Here is a 14831-nt window from a genome sequence, read left to right as displayed (position 1 = left end):
ACGCCGGACGATGAGGGTGCTGCACGCGCGCCGACTGGGGCTGATCTGTGCCTTTGTCGCCGTGACCGCGGGTTCGGTGGTGGCGGGTTGTGCCGAGCAGATCCCCGGCACACCGACGACCGACGCGGCCGAAGTAGCCGCCTACAAGACCACCGCCGCGGCGTCGTCCTCGGCCGCCGCGTCCTCGCGCGCCGCGGCCGCGCGCGAGCGCGCGATCACCGACAACTGCGGCCAGTTCGCCACCACCACCGGCGCCGGCGTCACCGCGTACAACGACTTCGTCTCCGCACACGACACCAACGCTCCCGACTACGCCGCCAAGCGCGAGTCCGCGGCCACCACCCTCGACAACGCGGCGACCAAAGTGGAGTCGGGCGTCGTCGCCGCGGCAGGCGCGTTGCCGACCGAACTGGCCGACAAATTCACCGCGTATGTGGTCGCGGCACGCGAGCTGGCCGTGCAGACCAGAAAGATGACCTACAACTCACCTGTCGGCAAGCTCAACGAGGCCAGCCGCACCATCAACCAGGCACGCACCGCGGTCCACGACGCCTGTTGAGACGGCCGATTTCGCCCTCCCGACACGCGGCATACGGTCCCAATTCATCCGATCAGCTTGCGCTACGGCCGATAACCATGTTCGCTTGCACCTATCTTACTGTCGGAAGTTTAGGGAGGACACCACCGTGGTCGCCGCGGCGGACGCGCAGAACTACGCTCAGAAGCTTGGCATTTCTCACGGCTTGGTTGTTCAGGAATTGGGCTGGGACGAGGACACCGACGACGCATTGCGCGCCGAGATCGAGGAGGTCAGCGGCGGCGAAATGGTCGACGAAGACTCCGATGAGGTCGTTGACGCCGTCCTGCTGTGGTGGCGAGAAGGTGACGGCGATCTGGCCGACGAGCTGATGGATGCCATCAGCCCGCTGGCCGATGAAGGCTTCATCTGGGTCCTCACCCCCAAAACCGGTCAACAAGGCCATGTCGATCCGAGCGAGATCGCCGAAGCCGCACCCACGGCCGGCCTGACCCAGACATCCACCATCAGCCTCGGCAGCTGGACCGGCTCACGCCTCGTTCAGCCGAAGGCACCGTCCAAACAGCGCTGAATCCGCCGTTCGCTAGGGTCTCAGTTGGGCTCGCATGCCCGGCTGGGACCCGACACGACGGAGGATTCGTAGTATGCCGCTAGAAGTTGGCACTCTCGCGCCGGATTTCACGCTCAAGGACCAGAACAACCAGCCCGTCACCCTGTCGGATTTTCGCGGCAAGAAGAACGTGCTGCTGGTGTTCTATCCACTCGCCTTCACCGGCATCTGCCAAGGCGAGCTGTGCAAGGTCCGCGACGAGCTGCCCAAATTCCAGAACGACGACGCCGAGATCATCGCGATCTCCGTCGGACCGCCACCCACCCACAAGATCTGGGCCGCGGAACAGGGCTACCTGTTCCCCCTGCTGTCGGACTTCTGGCCGCACGGCGCCGTCACCCAGTCCTACGACGTCTTCAACGAGAAATCCGGTTACCCCAACCGCGGAACCTTCGTCGTCGACAAGTCCGGCTACATCACCTTCGCGGAGATGAACGGCCCCGGACAGGCCCGTGACCAGGCGGCTTGGGAGAAAGCTCTCGCCGCGCTAGATTCATAACCCGACACCGCCGGTACTCCCCGGCGGTGCCAGGGCGTATAGCTCAGCGGTAGAGCACTGGTTTTACACACCAGCGGTCGGGGGTTCGATCCCCTCTGCGCCCACATTTCACGTTGCAGGTGGAAGGCAATCGTCCTCGCACCGGCGCTGCGGCCCTCGCCATCACTGCCGGACTGGTCACCGCCGCCGGGCCCGCCGCCGCGGAAGCACCGTCGGGTTCGGGCAGCAGCTCGTTGGGCACCGGCTCCTCCGCACTGGCGCAGTCCGTGCTCACCGCGATCGGATGCGCCGTCGGCGCCAATTCCTGCGGGCCCATCGTCATCCCTCTGTAAATCGTTCACCGGACAGGGATTTCGGTCGGCGCAGGGCTAGTGCTCGCAGTCGTTGTGGATCGGCGGGCAGTAGATGGTCGTGGCGCAGGCCAGGCAGGTGTGCGTTCGGTGGTGTCCGCCGATTCGGACGCAGGGCAGCACGCTGACGAGCGACCGGCCTGTCCCGAGCCGGTGTCCGTTCGGGCAGAAGCGCGGCGCTGGTTCCGTCCAGCGTCCATTGCGCAGGTAGAGCCGAATCGAGTCGCACATACGTTCGATTATGCACTTCGCTGGGTTGATGGCGCGACTGGGCACACCGCCGCCACTACGACTGAGCCACGTCCCCGATCAGGTCCGAACGCGGCGGTCAGTAGTCGAGGGCGTGTTCCGGCTGACAGACGTACAGGGGCGAGGGCAGGTAGCGGACGATGGCGTCCAGGAGCGGGGCGATGTCGTCGCGCGCGAGGGGTGTGGCGCACAGAATGGGCACGATGTCGCCGTTGCGGGTGCGGCGGCGGATGCGGGTGTGCAGGTCTCGAACAGTGAGCGAGTCCGCAGGGTGCTGTTCGGTCAGGAGAGCTACGAGTGAGCGGCACCACCGCTCGGCGGGTTGCCCTGGGCTTCCCAGGGATTCGGTTGCCGCGGCGTCTAGCGCCGACAGCGGGACCAGGTCGATGACGTCGAAGCCGACACCGGCGCCGACGGGGATCTGGAGGGCCAACGGTGCCGCCCCGCGAGCGTCGGCGATCGTACGGACACAGCGGTCGAAGTCGGCGGTGGGTTGATCGAGGCCGCCGACCAGGCACAGCCGGGCGACCTGGTGATCGTCGGCGACGCGCAACATGGTTTCGAGTCGCGGGGTGGCGTGCGCGGCGGCGTCCACGACAACGATGACCGCGTCGGCTACGCGGATGGATCGTTCGAGGTCGGCGATGAGCGCGTCGCCCGATAGCTCGGTGACGCGAATCGTGTGCTCGATTCCGTCCATCGACCAGCGGACCGTGTTCTCGCTGTCGCCGAAACATCGGCGCAGGCGATGGACCACCCGCGCCGTCCCGTCGACATCGCCGATGATCGTGACGTTGCGAATCGACTGCGGGTCAATAGCTTTGGTGCCCATCGCGCGGTACTCCAGATCGATGTCATCGCATCCTCGATCCGCTCACCGTACCTGCGCCCGAGCAGCGCTGGAACGGAATTCCGCCCCAAAGTAGAACGTGTTCCTATACCGTCGGCCACGTGCAGAAAGAACAACGCCCCGCCGTGGCTGACTGGTTCACTGCGGACGACGGCCAGGTACGCCTCAAAGGAACTCGCTGCGACGACTGCGGCACGCCGTACTTCCCGAAGAACACACTCGCCTGCCGCAACCCCCAGTGCACAGGTGCCCACGACGGCTCCGAGCTCGTCGAGTACCTGTTCTCCACGCGTGGCCGGATCTGGTCGTACGCGGACGCCCGGTACAAGCCGCCCGCGCCCTACGTCTCGGCCGATCCCTTCGTGCCCTACGTCGTCGCGGCAGTGGAGCTCGAGGTCGAGCAGATGGTGATTCTCGGGCAGGTCGTGCGCGGTCTCACCGTCGATGATCTGGCCGTCGGCATGCCGGTCGAATTGACCGTCGGGACGCTGTACGAGGACGAGGACGCGGAGCACACGGTGTGGATGTGGAGGCCGGTCAATGACTGACACGAATGATCGCGACATCGCCGTCCTCGGCGCGGGCATGCACCCGTGGGGCAAGTGGGGACGCAACTTCGTCGAATACGGCCTGGTGGCCGCGCGTGCGGCGCTGGCCGACGCCGGGCTGGACCACCGCGACGTCGGCTACATCGCCGGCGCCGACACCATCCGCAACGGCTACCCCGGCTTCGTCTCGGGCGCGACTTTCGCTCAGGCGCTCGGCTGGTCGGGTGCGCAGATCTCGAGTAGCTACGCCGCCTGCGCCTCCGGTGCGCAGGCCATCGCCAATGCGCGCGCCCAGATCCTGGCCGGGCTGTGTGAGGTGGCACTGGTAGTCGGCGCGGATACCACGCCGAAGGGCTTCTTCCAGCCGGTCGGTGGCGAGCGCCGCGATGACCCGGACTGGCTGCGCTTCCATCTGCTGGGCGCCACCAACCCGATCTATTTCGCGCTCTACGCCCGCCGCCGCATGGCGTTGCACGGCGCCACTCTCGACGACTTCGCCGCGGTCAAGGTGAAGAACTCCCGGCACGGCCTGAACAACCCGAATGCCCGCTACCGCAAGGAAGTCTCGGTCGAGGAGATCTCCGCCTCGGCGATCGTGTCGGATCCGTTGCGGCTGCTCGACATCTGCGCGACCAGCGACGGCGGAGCCGCGCTGGTGCTGACATCGATGGACTACGCACGCCGCCACGGCATCGCCGATCCGGTGCGCATCTCCGCGCTGTCGACGGTGACGCCGACGTTCCCGAAAACCGTGCTCGATCTGCCGGATTTCTCGACGGATTCGGCTGTGTCCGTGGAGCCCCCGTCTCGCACCTTCCGGTCGGCCATCGCGCACGCCGCCTACGAAGAGGCCGGAATCGGTCCCGCCGACCTGTCCTTCGCGGAGGTCTATGACCTCTCCACCGCACTGGAACTGGACTGGTACGAGGACATCGGGCTCTGCGAGACGGGTGAAGCGGAGGCTCTGCTGCGCAGTGGCGCAACGACATTGGGCGGACGGGTGCCGGTGAACCCCAGCGGCGGCCTCGCCTGCTTCGGCGAGGCCATCCCCGCACAGGCCATCTCCCAGGTCTGCGAGCTCACCTGGCAGTTGCGTGGCCAGGCCGACGGCCGCCAGGTGGACAACGCCCGCGCGGGCATCGCGGTGAATCAAGGTCTCTTCGGCCATGGTTCGGCGATCATCGCCACTCGCTGACCCTGCATCACTCAGGTCGTTACCGAAACCCCGGGCTATGTCCGGGGTTTCGGCGTCAACCGGGTGCGCTCAGCCCGCTATATCGACGACTTCGCGCTCAGAAGTCAGGTCGGCTACCCGGTTGCGGGCGCGTTCGAGGGATCGCTGTAGGCGCTCGCCGCCGAATTCGTCGTTTCCCGTGTAGACGAACTCGACCTCCTCGATGCCGATGAAACCCAGAGCCGTGCGCAGGTACGGCTCCACGTGGTTCAGGCTCGCCAGCGGACCGCCCGTCTCGTAGCCCGCGTCGCCGGTGCCGACGATGACGAAGGCGCGCTTGCCGGAGGTGAGTGGTGTGTACGGAGCCGCGGCCTCGGGATCGAAGGAGAAGGTGCGGCCGACCCGGACGATCTGGTCGATGTAGGCCTTCAGCATCGCCGGTACCCCGAAGTTGTACATCGGCACTCCGAGCACCAGCACGTCGGAGGCGAACAGCTCGTCCACCAGCTGGTCGCTGTAGGCCAGGGTGTCGCGCATCGGCGCGGTGCGCTCCCCCGGCGGCGTGAAAGCGGCGGCGATCCAGTCCTCGGTGAGGTGCGGAGGTGGTTCGTGGCCGAGGTCGCGGCGGATCACCGCGTCACCGGGCCTGCCCTCGCTCCAGCGCGCGACGAACTCCCCGACCAGCGTGCGGGTGTGGGAGCGCGATCGGCGCGGGCTGGCATCGAGCTGAAGTAGCTGGGCCATCTCTGAAACTCCTGTCGGGACCGGGTCTGCTTGCTGGATCGAGCCTGCCCGACAGGGAATATCCGCGTAAGAACGCACATTTCTGTTACCCAGTACCCTTTTCCATACCTGTGCCGGTGAGACGAGGATGTGCATGGCGAGACGTAAGCAGGATCTCGATTTCGACTGCCCGGTCGAGGTCACCCTCGATGTGATCGGCGGCAAATGGAAGGGCATGATCGTCTTCCATCTGAGCGAGGGAACGGCCCGGTTCAACGAGATGCGCCGAGCCATGGCGCACGTGACCCAGCGAATGCTGACCGCGCAGCTGCGCGAACTCGAGCGCGACGGCGTACTCACCCGCACCGTGTATCCGGAGGTTCCGCCCCGCGTCGAGTACGAGCTGACCGAGTTCGGCCGCGGTCTCGTCCCGATCATTCTGCTGATGGAGACCTGGGGCGAGCAGTACCGTGAGCAGCTACGTCCGGCCGGGTAGCACCTCGCGCGGCTGAGCGCCGACCCGCGACCTGTGCGCGCGGGGTATCGGCGTAGCGCGGAATTCGGGATACTGTTCGTTACCCCGCAGACCGGGCGCTTCGACATATCGGAGGACTGCCGTGGCCACAGTGTTGAGCGATCCGTCGACGATCCTGGCCGCGCCGGGCACCGAGGGCGGTGGCGCTGCCCTCGATCAGGTGGCGCTGATGACCGGCGCTGCCGCGGTGGTCGGTGCGGTGCTGCTGTGGGTGGCCTACCTGCACCGGACGCGACGCATCACCTGGCTGCAACGGCTGGCCGACTTCAGCGGCCGCCTCATGAACCGTCCCGGCTGGGTGGCGCTGCCGATCGCGATGTTCCTCGCGACCATCCTGACCGCGTTTCTCGGCTTCATCTGGGACGTGAGCCTGCATGTCGGCAAGGGCCGCGACGACGGGCCGCTGGCCAACCCGGCGCACTATTTCATCCTCGTCGGCCTGTTCTTCCTCTTCATGGCGGGCATGCTCGCGATCATCCTGCCGCTCGACGAGAAGCCGGGCAGGGCCGCGGTGAAGATCACCCGCGACTGGTACGCCCCCGTGGGCGGCATCTTGATCGCCGGTGCCGGTCTGTACGCGCTGATCGGCTTCCCGCTCGACGACATCTGGCACCGGCTGTTCGGCCAGGACGTCACGCTCTGGGGACCCACCCACCTCATGCTCATCGGCGGCGCCGGCCTGTCGCTGATCGGTGTGCTCCTGCTCGAACTCGAGGGCCGCTACAACCGGCCCGACCCCGAACGCACCGACGGGCGGATGCTGTGGGCGATCCAGGCCTTCGCCTTCGGCGGCCTGGTGATCGGGCTGTCGGTGTTCCAGGTGGAGTTCGACTTCGGCGTCGAACAGTTCCGGCTGGTGCTGCAACCGATGTTGATCGTCTTCGCCGCCACGATCGCGCTGATCTCGGCGCGATTGACGCTCGGACCACTCAGCACACTGCTGCTCGTGGCCTTCGCCTTCTGCGTGCGGTACATCGTGGCGGTCCTCGTCGGCACCGGATTCGAGGCACCACGCAATGTGTTCCCGCTCTACCTCGGTGCCGCGATCGTGGTCGAACTGCTCGCCCTCCTGCCGCTGATCCGCCGACCGCTCTGGTGGGGCGCGCTCACCGGGCTCGGTGTGGCGACGGTCGGCATCTGGCTCGAATCGCTGTGGATCGAGCGGATGTTCGTCAACCCCTGGGTCGGCGGGATGTGGCTGGAACTGCTCGCGATGGCGGTGCCCGTCGGTGTGGCCGGCGGTGTGATCGGCGCGATGCTCGGCACCGTCTTGCGCGGCGAGGCACTGCCCAGACCCGCGGTGCGGCGTGGACTCGTGGTCGCCGCGGTGGTGATCGCGGCGGCGGCGACCGCGAACGGGCTGATCATCCGGGTACCGGAGAACGCTACGGCGACCGTCGCACTGACCGACGCCGATCCCGAGCAGGGTGGGCGGATGGTCACCGCCGACATCCGGCTCTCCCCCGACGATCTCATCGGTTCCGATCCGGAGTGGGTGCAGATCCTGGCCTGGCAGGGCGGTACCGGCGACGACAGCCCCGGCCACGGCCTCGTCGTGGACAAGCTGCGTCGCGTCGCCGACGGCCACTTCGTCTCCACCCGGCCCGTCCCCGTGCACGGCACCTGGAAGACGGTGCTGCGCCTGCAGGACGGGCGCATGCAATCCGCGCTCCCGATCTTCATGCCGCTCGATCGCGGCATCGGCGCCGCGGAGGTGCCCGCGCCCGCGAGCTTCACCCGGCCGTTCGTCGAGGAGATCTCGGTCCTGCAGCGCGAGCGGTCCTTCGATCACCCGTCCTGGCTGATCGGTCTGGCGGGCCTGGTGGTGCTGGCGTGCAGCCTGGCCTTGATCGCGGCGATGGCGTGGGGTGCGGCCCGCGTCAACGACCGCTATCTGGCGGCGGGCAGCACACCGGACCAGAAGGCGACGGCCGGACCATGATTCGCCAGGAGAACGTCGACATCCTCGCCGACCACTCCCTCCTGCTGGCGATCCCGGCTTTCCTGCCCGCGGTGGCACTGGTCGGCCTGGTGCTGTTCATCGCGATGCGTGACCGGCGCGCGGAGAAGCGCGAAAACGAGGACGCACGAGCACAATCCGCGCCGATCGACCGCACCGAGGAGAATCCGTGACACATCGTCGGCTCCGGTACGGCCTTGTCACGATCGTCGCGGGTTCGCTGCTGGTGGGCTGCTCATCGGGTGCGGAGTCCGAGCCGGCGGACGAGCCCGCGAGCACGGCCCGCACCATCGACATCCGAATCGCGAACGGCGCGGTGTCCCCGGCCAATACGCGCACCGAAGCCGCGGTCGGGCAACGCATCGAGTTGCGGGTCGACAGTGACGCCACCGACGAACTGCATGTCCACTCGGCCCCCGCGCACACCTTTCCCGTCGCCGCGGCCTCCGGCCAGCAGTTCGACTTCACCGTGACGGTGCCGGGCCGGGTGGAGATCGAACTGCACCACCTCGGACGGACGGTGACGACGCTGCTGGTCCGGCAGTGAACCTCCTCGCCCATGGCCTCAACGGTGCCGCTGACCTGCCGATTCCGCTCACCTACGCGTTGATCGGCGCGGCGTGGGCGCTCACCTTCTCGTTCGCGCTGCTGTTCCTCGCCTGGCGTCGACCCCGGCTCGACCCCGACTCACCGGGATTTCCGCTGCCCACGCCGGTTCGCCGGATGATCGACGCCCGCGCGACGCGGATGGTCATCGCCGTGGCGAGCGTGGTGGTCACTGTCTGCGTGCTCGTCATCGCGGTGTTCGGCTCCTCGGATCCGGCCCTGAATCCGGTGCCGGGAGTGCTCTACATCGGCGTCTGGGTCGGGGTGATGGTGGCGTCCCTGCTGATCGGACCGGTCTGGAAGGTCGTATCCCCGGTCAGGGCGATCCATCGATTCGGCTGCGTACTGCTGCGACGCGCGCCGGAGCAGGGACTTCTCCGCTATCGCGAGGGGTGGGGCTACCTCCCGGCCGCTGCGGGCCTGTTCTCCTTCGTGTGGCTGGAATTGGCCTGGCGCGCACCGGGGTCGGTGAGCTCGGTGCTGACGTGGCTGCTCGGCTATCTGGTCGTGACCGCGATCGGTCTCACGCTGTTCGGCACCGTCTGGGCAGAGCGGGCCGATCCGCTCGAGGTGTACAGCACGCTGCTGGCGTACCTGAGCGCCTACGGCCGCGACCGCGCGGGGCAGCCGGTGTTGCGGATGCCGCTGAACAATCTCGCGGGGACTCCCGGACTCGCCGGATCTGTCGCGGTCGCGGCGACGCTGCTCGGATCCACCGCCTTCGACAGCTTCTCGACTTTTCCGCGGTGGCGCGAACTGGTCGACGACCTGGCCCCGGTCGTCGACGCGACGCTGGTGCGCACGGCCGGACTACTGATCTTCATCGGGGTGGTGGGCGGACTGTTCTCCGTCGCCGCGCGCGCCACCGGCGGCCTCTCCCGCGCCGATCGAGCGCTGCTGCCGCGGCGGCTGGCACTCAGTCTCACCCCGATCGTGGCGGGCTATCTGATCGCCCATTACCTCACGTTCCTCCTCGAGAAGGGGCAGGCGACAGTACTGCTGTTCGCGGACCCGCTCGACCGTGGATGGAACATCGCGGGCCTGGCCGATCGCGAGGTCGCCTACGTGCTGTCGAGTCATCCGAGTGTGCTCGCCACCTGCAAAGTGCTCGCGGTCCTGATCGGCCACGTCCTCGGTGTCGCCGCCGCCCACGACCGCTGTCTAGTGCTTCTCCCGCCGCGTCACCGGCTGACCGGCCAGCTGGCATTGATGCTGACCATGGTCGGCTTCACGTTCACCGGGCTGTATCTGCTGTTCGGGGGTTAGCGGTGTCAGGGGCACAGGGCGCGGGTCAGGATGGCCATCATGTCCGGCTGTTCGCTGGGAGGCTCGGTCCAGACGATCGTGGCGGCCCGCCCGTCGGTGGTGGCGCCGGAGAAGGTGGCGTATCCGGTGATTCCGCCGGTGTGCCCGATATAGCTGGTGCCGCAGGACAGTTCGGCCGACATCACGCCGAGACCGTATTCGGGCATGCTGTCCACGCCGGTCGGCAAGGTGGCCAGCATCTGCTGTAGTTCCGGTTCCGCCACCACCTTTCCCGCCACCAGGTCGAGGAAGTATCGGTTCAGGTCGTCGCCGGTGGAGACCAGTGCACCTGCCGCCCACGGCACCGAGGGTTCGATCCGGGTGACGTCCGTGCGAGTACCGTCGATCGGCGCGTAGCCGTGCGGGTGCGGACCGCGGATATCGTGCTCGCCGGTGGGGGGCAGATAGGTATCGGCCAGGCCCAGTGGGCGAATGATCCTGTCCTGCAAGGCATCCGTATAGGGGCGTCCGGTGATCCGCTCGACGAGCATCGCGGCAACCAGGTAGTTCGTGTTCGTGTAGGTGAAGCGGGCACCCGGTGCGAACTTCGCCGGCCGCCGCAGGGCGATGGCGAGCTGTTCGGCGGGTGTGAACGTCCGGTGGTCGAGAGCGGCGCGGTATTCGTCGATCTCCGGTGCGTCGGCGAACTCCGGTAATCCGCTGCGGTGCTGCAGGATCTGACGCACCGTGATGGCCCGTCCGTCGACGCCGTCACCGACGATCGAGCCGGGCAGGTAGGTATCGATCGGCTCGTCGAGCTGTATTCGCCCCTCGGCCACGAGTTCCAGCACGATCGCCGCGACAAAGGACTTCGACACGCTGCCCACCCGAACCCGCTGCGGCGGCTCGACCGGAATCGGCACCCCGGTGGCCTGATCGCCGACACCGGCCGCCAACGTGGTGGTCTTGCCGTTCTCGGTGAGCGTCGCGATCACCCCCGACACCCCCGAGGCCACTGCCGCGTCGATGTCGTCGCGCACCCGCTGCACCCGGTCGGACGATTCCGCGCGGTTCTCGGTGGGCGAGACCTCGGGACCGTCCTCCGGATTCGCACACCCCACCAAGGAGACGACAACCGCCATCGCGGCAAAGATCGAGAATCTGCGCATGATCCGACCCTAGGAATCCCGCACCGCTGACACATCCGGAACAACCCTGGACCACACCCGGAGATCACGCTGTCGCCCCGTCGGGCCCTGACGACCATCGACCCACTCGCATCCGCTGCGGCGCTGCGAGATTCACCTTCGCGAAAATGAGATGAGCCGGCTCTGGTCCGCCGGGCAGAATGACTCGTGCTCATCGACCACTGGCCGCTGCTCGGACTGCGACTGTCCACACCCCGCCTGGAACTCCGCCTGCCCGCAGACGCGGAGCTCGCCGCGCTGGCCGATCTCGCGGCGGAAGGCGTCCACGACCCTGACCGCATGCCGTTCGCCGTCCCGTGGACAGACCTCCCTCCCCGCGAACGAGCACGCTCGGTGGTTCAACACCACTGGCTCCAACTCGGCAACTGGTCCCCCGACAACTGGACGCTGAACCTCGCGGTGTTCGAGCACGGCCGAGTCGTCGGACAGCAGACGATCGCCGCCCGCGATTACGCGAGTTTGCGTGAGGTCGACACCGGCTCCTGGATCGGTCTTCGACACCAGGGGCGAGGTATCGGCACCGAAATGCGCGCAGCGGTCCTCCACCTGGCCTTCGCTGGGCTCGCGGCCACCGACGCGACGTCCGGCGCATTCGCCGACAACTCGCCTTCGTTGCGAGTCTCCGAGAAGCTCGGCTACGAGCCGGACGGGCTCCGGCGCCTCACTGTGCGCGGGAAGGCCACCGTCCAGCGCCGAGTACGTCTCTCGCGCACGAAATGGGAGAGCCTGCAGCGGACAACCGTCGGGATCGACGGGCTCACTCCGTGTCTGCCCCTGCTCGGCGCGGCGTGAGCTGTCTTCGAGCGGTCGGCCGGATTGTCGACCGCTCGAAGCCGTCAGCTTCTAGGAAGGGACTCGATGGCTGTCACTGACCCTCAGCGTGCACTGACCGCCGTCACAGGAGCGCTGTAGCCGCCCCCTGGAGATGGTCTGCACCAGTCCGATCGCCCAGCACGTCGGACACCCGCGCAACGCGACCGAACCCACGGGCAACAGCAACAAGCTGAGCGGCCCGACCACCGGGATCAGCGCCACCGACCCGATGAGGGCACCGAACCCCACCCCGCCGCGCACCAGGTGCTCGAACATGGATTTACTCGCGAAATCATCGCTCATCATTTCCTCCAGGAGCCTCGTCAGGCGTGGCCCGTAGCGCTTGTTGAACTGTCGCCCGCGCCCGGTGCAGCCGAGATTTCATCGCCGCCGTACTGAGCCCGAGCGCATCGGCGACCATCCGCCCGCTGTAGCCCTGGATATCGCGCATGATCAGCACGCTGCGCTGGTCGGCGGGCAGGTCGGCGACCGCGGCCGCCACCCGGCCCGCCTCCAGACGTCGCAGTACTTCGTCCTCGGCCGAGGCAGCCGAGATGTTGTCCTGCACGAGGATTCGTCCCGGCAGACCCGTCCGTGCCCGCCGCAGGCACTCGTTGCGAACGATCCGGAACATCCACGACGCCAGCGCACCGGAGGCCCGCAACATCCCGATCTTGCGGTACAGGATGATCAGCGCCTCCTGCGCCGCGTCCTCGGCGTCTTCCGGTGTGGCACACAAGGAATGGGCGAACCGCTGGATATGCGGATGCGAACCCGACACCAGCGCCGCGATCGAATCCACATCACCACCCTGTGCGGCGGCGATCAATCGCTCATCGGGCCACCGCGACTCACCCACGCCCAGCTCGTTTGCGCTTCACGACCACCATGCACGTGCAGAGCAACACCAGACCGACCACAACACCGATACCGACGACCACAACAAACCTCCGTGTCCTGTCCCGACGTCCGTCGCGACACACATAAGAGGCACCGGCGACCCGAAAGGATTCACCCGTCCCGAAACTCGTCGGCAACCGCCGCGCACCTCGATATCGTTCGAATCACGCACACAGGCACCTCGAAGCCCGTCAAGGCCGACGAGCGGTGATGAGCCAAGAGCGTGAGTCGAAATACACACCGGTTTCGGTCTCGTGGTCGGCCAGAATTTCACGCAGCCGGGCGCGGGCTCGGTCGGCTTTGGTGGGCTCGAGCGCGGTGAGGAAGGCGGTGAACCCTGTCAGGCGGAGGAGGTTGTCGTAGGCGGCCGCGCAGTCGGGACCGTAGTAGACGGGCTCGTCGAGCTCGGTGAAGTCGATGTCGGTGAAACCCGCTGTCGTCAGCATGGGTTCGGTCACGGTCGGGTCGGCCAGCGAGAACGGTCCGCGGCCGGGCGTGGCGATCGACGCGGCGAGGACGTCGCTGAACACCGTCGCCCATTCGTTGCGGTCGTGGCTTTGCCAGACCAGCCACGCGAGACGACCGCCCGGACGTAGAGCGCGCGCGATGTTGGTGAAAGCGGCGACCGGATCAGCGAAGAACATCACACCGAACCTGCTGATGCAGAGGTCGAAAGCGGCGGGCGGGAAGGTATTGTCCTGCGCATCGGCCAGCTCGAAACTGACATTCGACGGCCCTTCGTCGGCGCTGATGCGACGGGCCTGTTCGAGCATCACCTCCGAGATGTCGACCCCCACCGCACTCCCGTCGACGGCCGCGCGAGCCGCCTCCCGCGTCGTCTGCCCTGTGCCACACCCGATGTCGAGCACGCGATCACCGGTGCCGACCTTCGCTGCCGCGAAGAAGTGTGCCTGATGCAGACGTAGTTCGGCGTCGTAGTCGAACAGATCCATCGTTGTCCTCCGGAAGCTGTGTGATCGGTGCGGGCCTCGGCGGGCGGCACGCACTCGGTCCATCTCACCATCACCGTCGTCCGCGTACCCGCTCATCGCGTCCGACGGTCGAATCGACGTGACACCGACACGGCGACCCGCCAGGATGGGTCGATGTCGACACGAGAACTCGTCGTCCTCGGCACAGCCGGAGCTGTGCCCACCCGCCGTCGCAACCACAACGGCTACCTACTGCGCTGGGACGGGCAGGGCGTGCTGTTCGATCCCGGCGAGGGCACGCAGCGTCAGATGGCGCACGCGGGCGCCTCCGCAACCGAACTGAATTGGTTGTGTATCACCCATTTTCACGGTGACCACTCACTGGGTGTGCCAGGCATCGTGCAGCGACTGGGACGCGATGGGGTGCCCCACGGCGTGCACGCCGTCTACCCCGGCGAGAATGCCGAGTATTGGGACCGGCTGCGGTACGCGACGAGCTACTACGGCTCTCCCACGCTGATCGAGCACCCGGTGAGCGGCCCCGGCGAAACGTTGCAGGGCAACGGTTTCACCCTCACCGCGCTTTCCCTCGCCCACAGCATCCCCACGTACGGCTATCGCCTCGCCGAACCGGACAGCCGGACGTTTCTGCCCGAGAAGTTGCGTGAGCACGGCATTTCCGGCGCCGCGGTCCGCGAGCTGTCAGGTCCACTGCTGGAGGAATGCTCGGCGCCGAGGCCCGGCCAGAAGGTCGCCTTCGTCATGGATACGCGCCTGTGCGACAACGTCTTCGAGCTCGCGGATGGCGTCGACATGCTGATCATCGAGTCCACCTTCCTCGACTCCGAGACGGATCAGGCGCACGAACGCGGCCATCTCACGGCGCGTCAGGCGGGCGAGGTCGCGCGTTCCTGCGGCGTCAAAACTCTTGTTCTGACCCATTTCTCGGAGCGCTACACCGAAAGCGAGGACCACTTGTTCATCGAGCAGGCGAACTTCCCCGGCGCCGTCCTCGCCCACGATCTCGACCGTGTCGCCCTCCCACCGCGACGCACAGGCGGCTGAGGACAGCCGCGGCACACCGGCCGCGG

19 protein-coding genes and 1 tRNA gene are annotated in these 14831 nt (G+C 67.3%); 14 read left to right on the top strand and 6 right to left on the bottom strand.

The features are described from left to right. The first annotated feature begins 10 nt into the window (after positions 1-10). The 5 genes from ACFTS5_RS33270 to ACFTS5_RS33250 all read left to right on the top strand — a co-directional run bounded on the left by ACFTS5_RS33270 (position 11) and on the right by ACFTS5_RS33250 (position 1979). The gene (locus ACFTS5_RS33270) at positions 11-559 is read left to right on the top strand and encodes a hypothetical protein (RefSeq protein WP_378639088.1); all 549 of its coding nucleotides are present in this window, start codon (positions 11-13) and stop codon (positions 557-559) included. Between the two features lie 127 nt (positions 560-686). After that, on the top strand, positions 687-1109 hold the full coding sequence (locus tag ACFTS5_RS33265; protein WP_101469203.1) for a DUF3052 domain-containing protein: 423 nt from the start codon (positions 687-689) through the stop codon (positions 1107-1109). 73 nt (positions 1110-1182) lie between these two features. Beyond that, positions 1183-1647 carry a peroxiredoxin gene (locus ACFTS5_RS33260; protein WP_067456651.1) on the top strand — a complete coding sequence of 155 codons (465 nt, stop codon included), beginning with the start codon at positions 1183-1185 and terminating at the stop codon, positions 1645-1647. A 32-nt stretch (positions 1648-1679) separates the two neighbouring features. Continuing rightward, positions 1680-1751: transfer RNA gene (locus ACFTS5_RS33255), tRNA-Val, on the top strand. 15 nt (positions 1752-1766) lie between these two features. After that, a complete protein-coding gene (locus tag ACFTS5_RS33250) occupies positions 1767-1979 on the top strand; it encodes a hypothetical protein (protein WP_378639084.1) in 213 nt (70 codons plus the stop codon). 346 nt (positions 1980-2325) lie between these two features. Here ACFTS5_RS33250 and ACFTS5_RS33245 read toward each other — a convergent pair whose 3' ends face one another. Then, positions 2326-3078 carry a GTP-binding protein gene (locus ACFTS5_RS33245; protein ID WP_378639082.1) on the bottom strand — a complete coding sequence of 251 codons (753 nt, stop codon included), beginning with the start codon at positions 3076-3078 and terminating at the stop codon, positions 2326-2328. Between the two features lie 119 nt (positions 3079-3197). Between ACFTS5_RS33245 and ACFTS5_RS33240 the strand changes: the two genes are divergently transcribed. Both ACFTS5_RS33240 and ACFTS5_RS33235 read left to right on the top strand, forming a co-directional pair. Further along, entirely contained in the window at positions 3198-3644 is a 447-nt protein-coding gene (locus tag ACFTS5_RS33240; RefSeq protein WP_378639079.1) for a Zn-ribbon domain-containing OB-fold protein, read from the top strand. Then, positions 3637-4839, top strand: a complete 1203-nt coding sequence (locus tag ACFTS5_RS33235) for a lipid-transfer protein (protein WP_378639076.1) — start codon at positions 3637-3639, stop codon at positions 4837-4839. The genes ACFTS5_RS33240 and ACFTS5_RS33235 overlap by 8 nt, the downstream gene beginning before the upstream one ends. 69 nt (positions 4840-4908) lie before the next feature. On the opposite strand, the gene ACFTS5_RS33230 is transcribed toward ACFTS5_RS33235, so the two are convergent. Further along, positions 4909-5562: an FMN-dependent NADH-azoreductase gene (locus tag ACFTS5_RS33230; RefSeq protein WP_378639074.1), complete on the bottom strand. Its 654-nt coding sequence runs from the start codon at positions 5560-5562 to the stop codon at positions 4909-4911. Positions 5563-5695: 133 nt separating this feature from the next. Here ACFTS5_RS33230 and ACFTS5_RS33225 point away from each other — a divergent pair, with 133 nt between their 5' ends. The 5 genes from ACFTS5_RS33225 to ACFTS5_RS33205 all read left to right on the top strand — a co-directional run bounded on the left by ACFTS5_RS33225 (position 5696) and on the right by ACFTS5_RS33205 (position 9908). Further along, positions 5696-6037 carry a winged helix-turn-helix transcriptional regulator gene (locus ACFTS5_RS33225; RefSeq protein WP_378639071.1) on the top strand — a complete coding sequence of 114 codons (342 nt, stop codon included), beginning with the start codon at positions 5696-5698 and terminating at the stop codon, positions 6035-6037. A gap of 208 nt (positions 6038-6245) precedes the next feature. Next, positions 6246-8018: a hypothetical protein gene (locus ACFTS5_RS33220; RefSeq protein WP_378639136.1), complete on the top strand. Its 1773-nt coding sequence runs from the start codon at positions 6246-6248 to the stop codon at positions 8016-8018. Continuing rightward, complete coding sequence (locus ACFTS5_RS33215; RefSeq protein ID WP_378639068.1) at positions 8015-8209, top strand: hypothetical protein; 195 nt, start codon at positions 8015-8017, stop codon at positions 8207-8209. The genes ACFTS5_RS33220 and ACFTS5_RS33215 overlap by 4 nt, the downstream gene beginning before the upstream one ends. Continuing rightward, entirely contained in the window at positions 8206-8583 is a 378-nt protein-coding gene (locus ACFTS5_RS33210) for a hypothetical protein (protein ID WP_378639065.1), read from the top strand. Before ACFTS5_RS33215 ends, ACFTS5_RS33210 begins: the two co-directional genes overlap by 4 nt. Continuing rightward, positions 8580-9908 (top strand): hypothetical protein, encoded by a 1329-nt coding sequence (locus ACFTS5_RS33205; RefSeq protein ID WP_378639062.1) that lies wholly within the window; start codon positions 8580-8582, stop codon positions 9906-9908. The genes ACFTS5_RS33210 and ACFTS5_RS33205 overlap by 4 nt, the downstream gene beginning before the upstream one ends. Positions 9909-9913: 5 nt before the next feature. Here the strand turns inward: ACFTS5_RS33205 and ACFTS5_RS33200 are convergent, their stop codons facing one another. Continuing rightward, the gene (locus ACFTS5_RS33200; RefSeq protein ID WP_378639059.1) at positions 9914-11056 is read right to left on the bottom strand and encodes a serine hydrolase domain-containing protein; all 1143 of its coding nucleotides are present in this window, start codon (positions 11054-11056) and stop codon (positions 9914-9916) included. A gap of 186 nt (positions 11057-11242) precedes the next feature. Here ACFTS5_RS33200 and ACFTS5_RS33195 point away from each other — a divergent pair, with 186 nt between their 5' ends. Next, positions 11243-11887, top strand: a complete 645-nt coding sequence (locus ACFTS5_RS33195) for a GNAT family N-acetyltransferase (protein WP_378639057.1) — start codon at positions 11243-11245, stop codon at positions 11885-11887. 51 nt (positions 11888-11938) lie between these two features. Here the strand turns inward: ACFTS5_RS33195 and ACFTS5_RS33190 are convergent, their stop codons facing one another. From ACFTS5_RS33190 to ACFTS5_RS33180, 3 genes are all read right to left on the bottom strand, one after another. Then, complete coding sequence (locus tag ACFTS5_RS33190) at positions 11939-12211, bottom strand: hypothetical protein (RefSeq protein WP_378639054.1); 273 nt, start codon at positions 12209-12211, stop codon at positions 11939-11941. Continuing rightward, the gene (locus ACFTS5_RS33185; RefSeq protein WP_378639051.1) at positions 12201-12767 is read right to left on the bottom strand and encodes an RNA polymerase sigma factor; all 567 of its coding nucleotides are present in this window, start codon (positions 12765-12767) and stop codon (positions 12201-12203) included. Before ACFTS5_RS33185 ends, ACFTS5_RS33190 begins: the two co-directional genes overlap by 11 nt. 232 nt (positions 12768-12999) lie before the next feature. Further along, positions 13000-13761 (bottom strand): class I SAM-dependent methyltransferase, encoded by a 762-nt coding sequence (locus ACFTS5_RS33180; RefSeq protein WP_378639049.1) that lies wholly within the window; start codon positions 13759-13761, stop codon positions 13000-13002. 153 nt (positions 13762-13914) lie between these two features. Between ACFTS5_RS33180 and ACFTS5_RS33175 the strand changes: the two genes are divergently transcribed. Then, entirely contained in the window at positions 13915-14805 is an 891-nt protein-coding gene (locus ACFTS5_RS33175) for a ribonuclease Z (RefSeq protein WP_378639046.1), read from the top strand. Positions 14806-14831 lie beyond the last annotated feature (26 nt).

The sequence above is a fragment of the Nocardia sp. NPDC056952 genome (assembly GCF_042674185.1).
Taxonomy (GTDB): Bacteria; Actinomycetota; Actinomycetes; order Mycobacteriales; family Mycobacteriaceae; genus Nocardia.
This window is presented reverse-complemented; position numbering and strand designations above follow the sequence as displayed.

What these genes read in the sequence shown, in the direction of transcription:
- ACFTS5_RS33270 (WP_378639088.1), top strand. Translation starts at nt 11, where the DNA reads ATGAGGGTGCTGCACGCGCGCCGACTGGGGCTGATCTGTGCCTTTGTC.
- ACFTS5_RS33260 (WP_067456651.1), top strand. Translation starts at nt 1,183, where the DNA reads ATGCCGCTAGAAGTTGGCACTCTCGCGCCGGATTTCACGCTCAAGGAC.
- ACFTS5_RS33245 (WP_378639082.1), bottom strand. Translation starts at nt 3,078, where the DNA reads ATGGGCACCAAAGCTATTGACCCGCAGTCGATTCGCAACGTCACGATC.
- ACFTS5_RS33235 (WP_378639076.1), top strand. Translation starts at nt 3,637, where the DNA reads ATGACTGACACGAATGATCGCGACATCGCCGTCCTCGGCGCGGGCATG.
- ACFTS5_RS33230 (WP_378639074.1), bottom strand. Translation starts at nt 5,562, where the DNA reads ATGGCCCAGCTACTTCAGCTCGATGCCAGCCCGCGCCGATCGCGCTCC.
- ACFTS5_RS33225 (WP_378639071.1), top strand. Translation starts at nt 5,696, where the DNA reads ATGGCGAGACGTAAGCAGGATCTCGATTTCGACTGCCCGGTCGAGGTC.
- ACFTS5_RS33220 (WP_378639136.1), top strand. Translation starts at nt 6,246, where the DNA reads ATGACCGGCGCTGCCGCGGTGGTCGGTGCGGTGCTGCTGTGGGTGGCC.
- ACFTS5_RS33215 (WP_378639068.1), top strand. Translation starts at nt 8,015, where the DNA reads ATGATTCGCCAGGAGAACGTCGACATCCTCGCCGACCACTCCCTCCTG.
- ACFTS5_RS33200 (WP_378639059.1), bottom strand. Translation starts at nt 11,056, where the DNA reads ATGCGCAGATTCTCGATCTTTGCCGCGATGGCGGTTGTCGTCTCCTTG.
- ACFTS5_RS33190 (WP_378639054.1), bottom strand. Translation starts at nt 12,211, where the DNA reads ATGAGCGATGATTTCGCGAGTAAATCCATGTTCGAGCACCTGGTGCGC.
- ACFTS5_RS33180 (WP_378639049.1), bottom strand. Translation starts at nt 13,761, where the DNA reads ATGGATCTGTTCGACTACGACGCCGAACTACGTCTGCATCAGGCACAC.
- ACFTS5_RS33175 (WP_378639046.1), top strand. Translation starts at nt 13,915, where the DNA reads ATGTCGACACGAGAACTCGTCGTCCTCGGCACAGCCGGAGCTGTGCCC.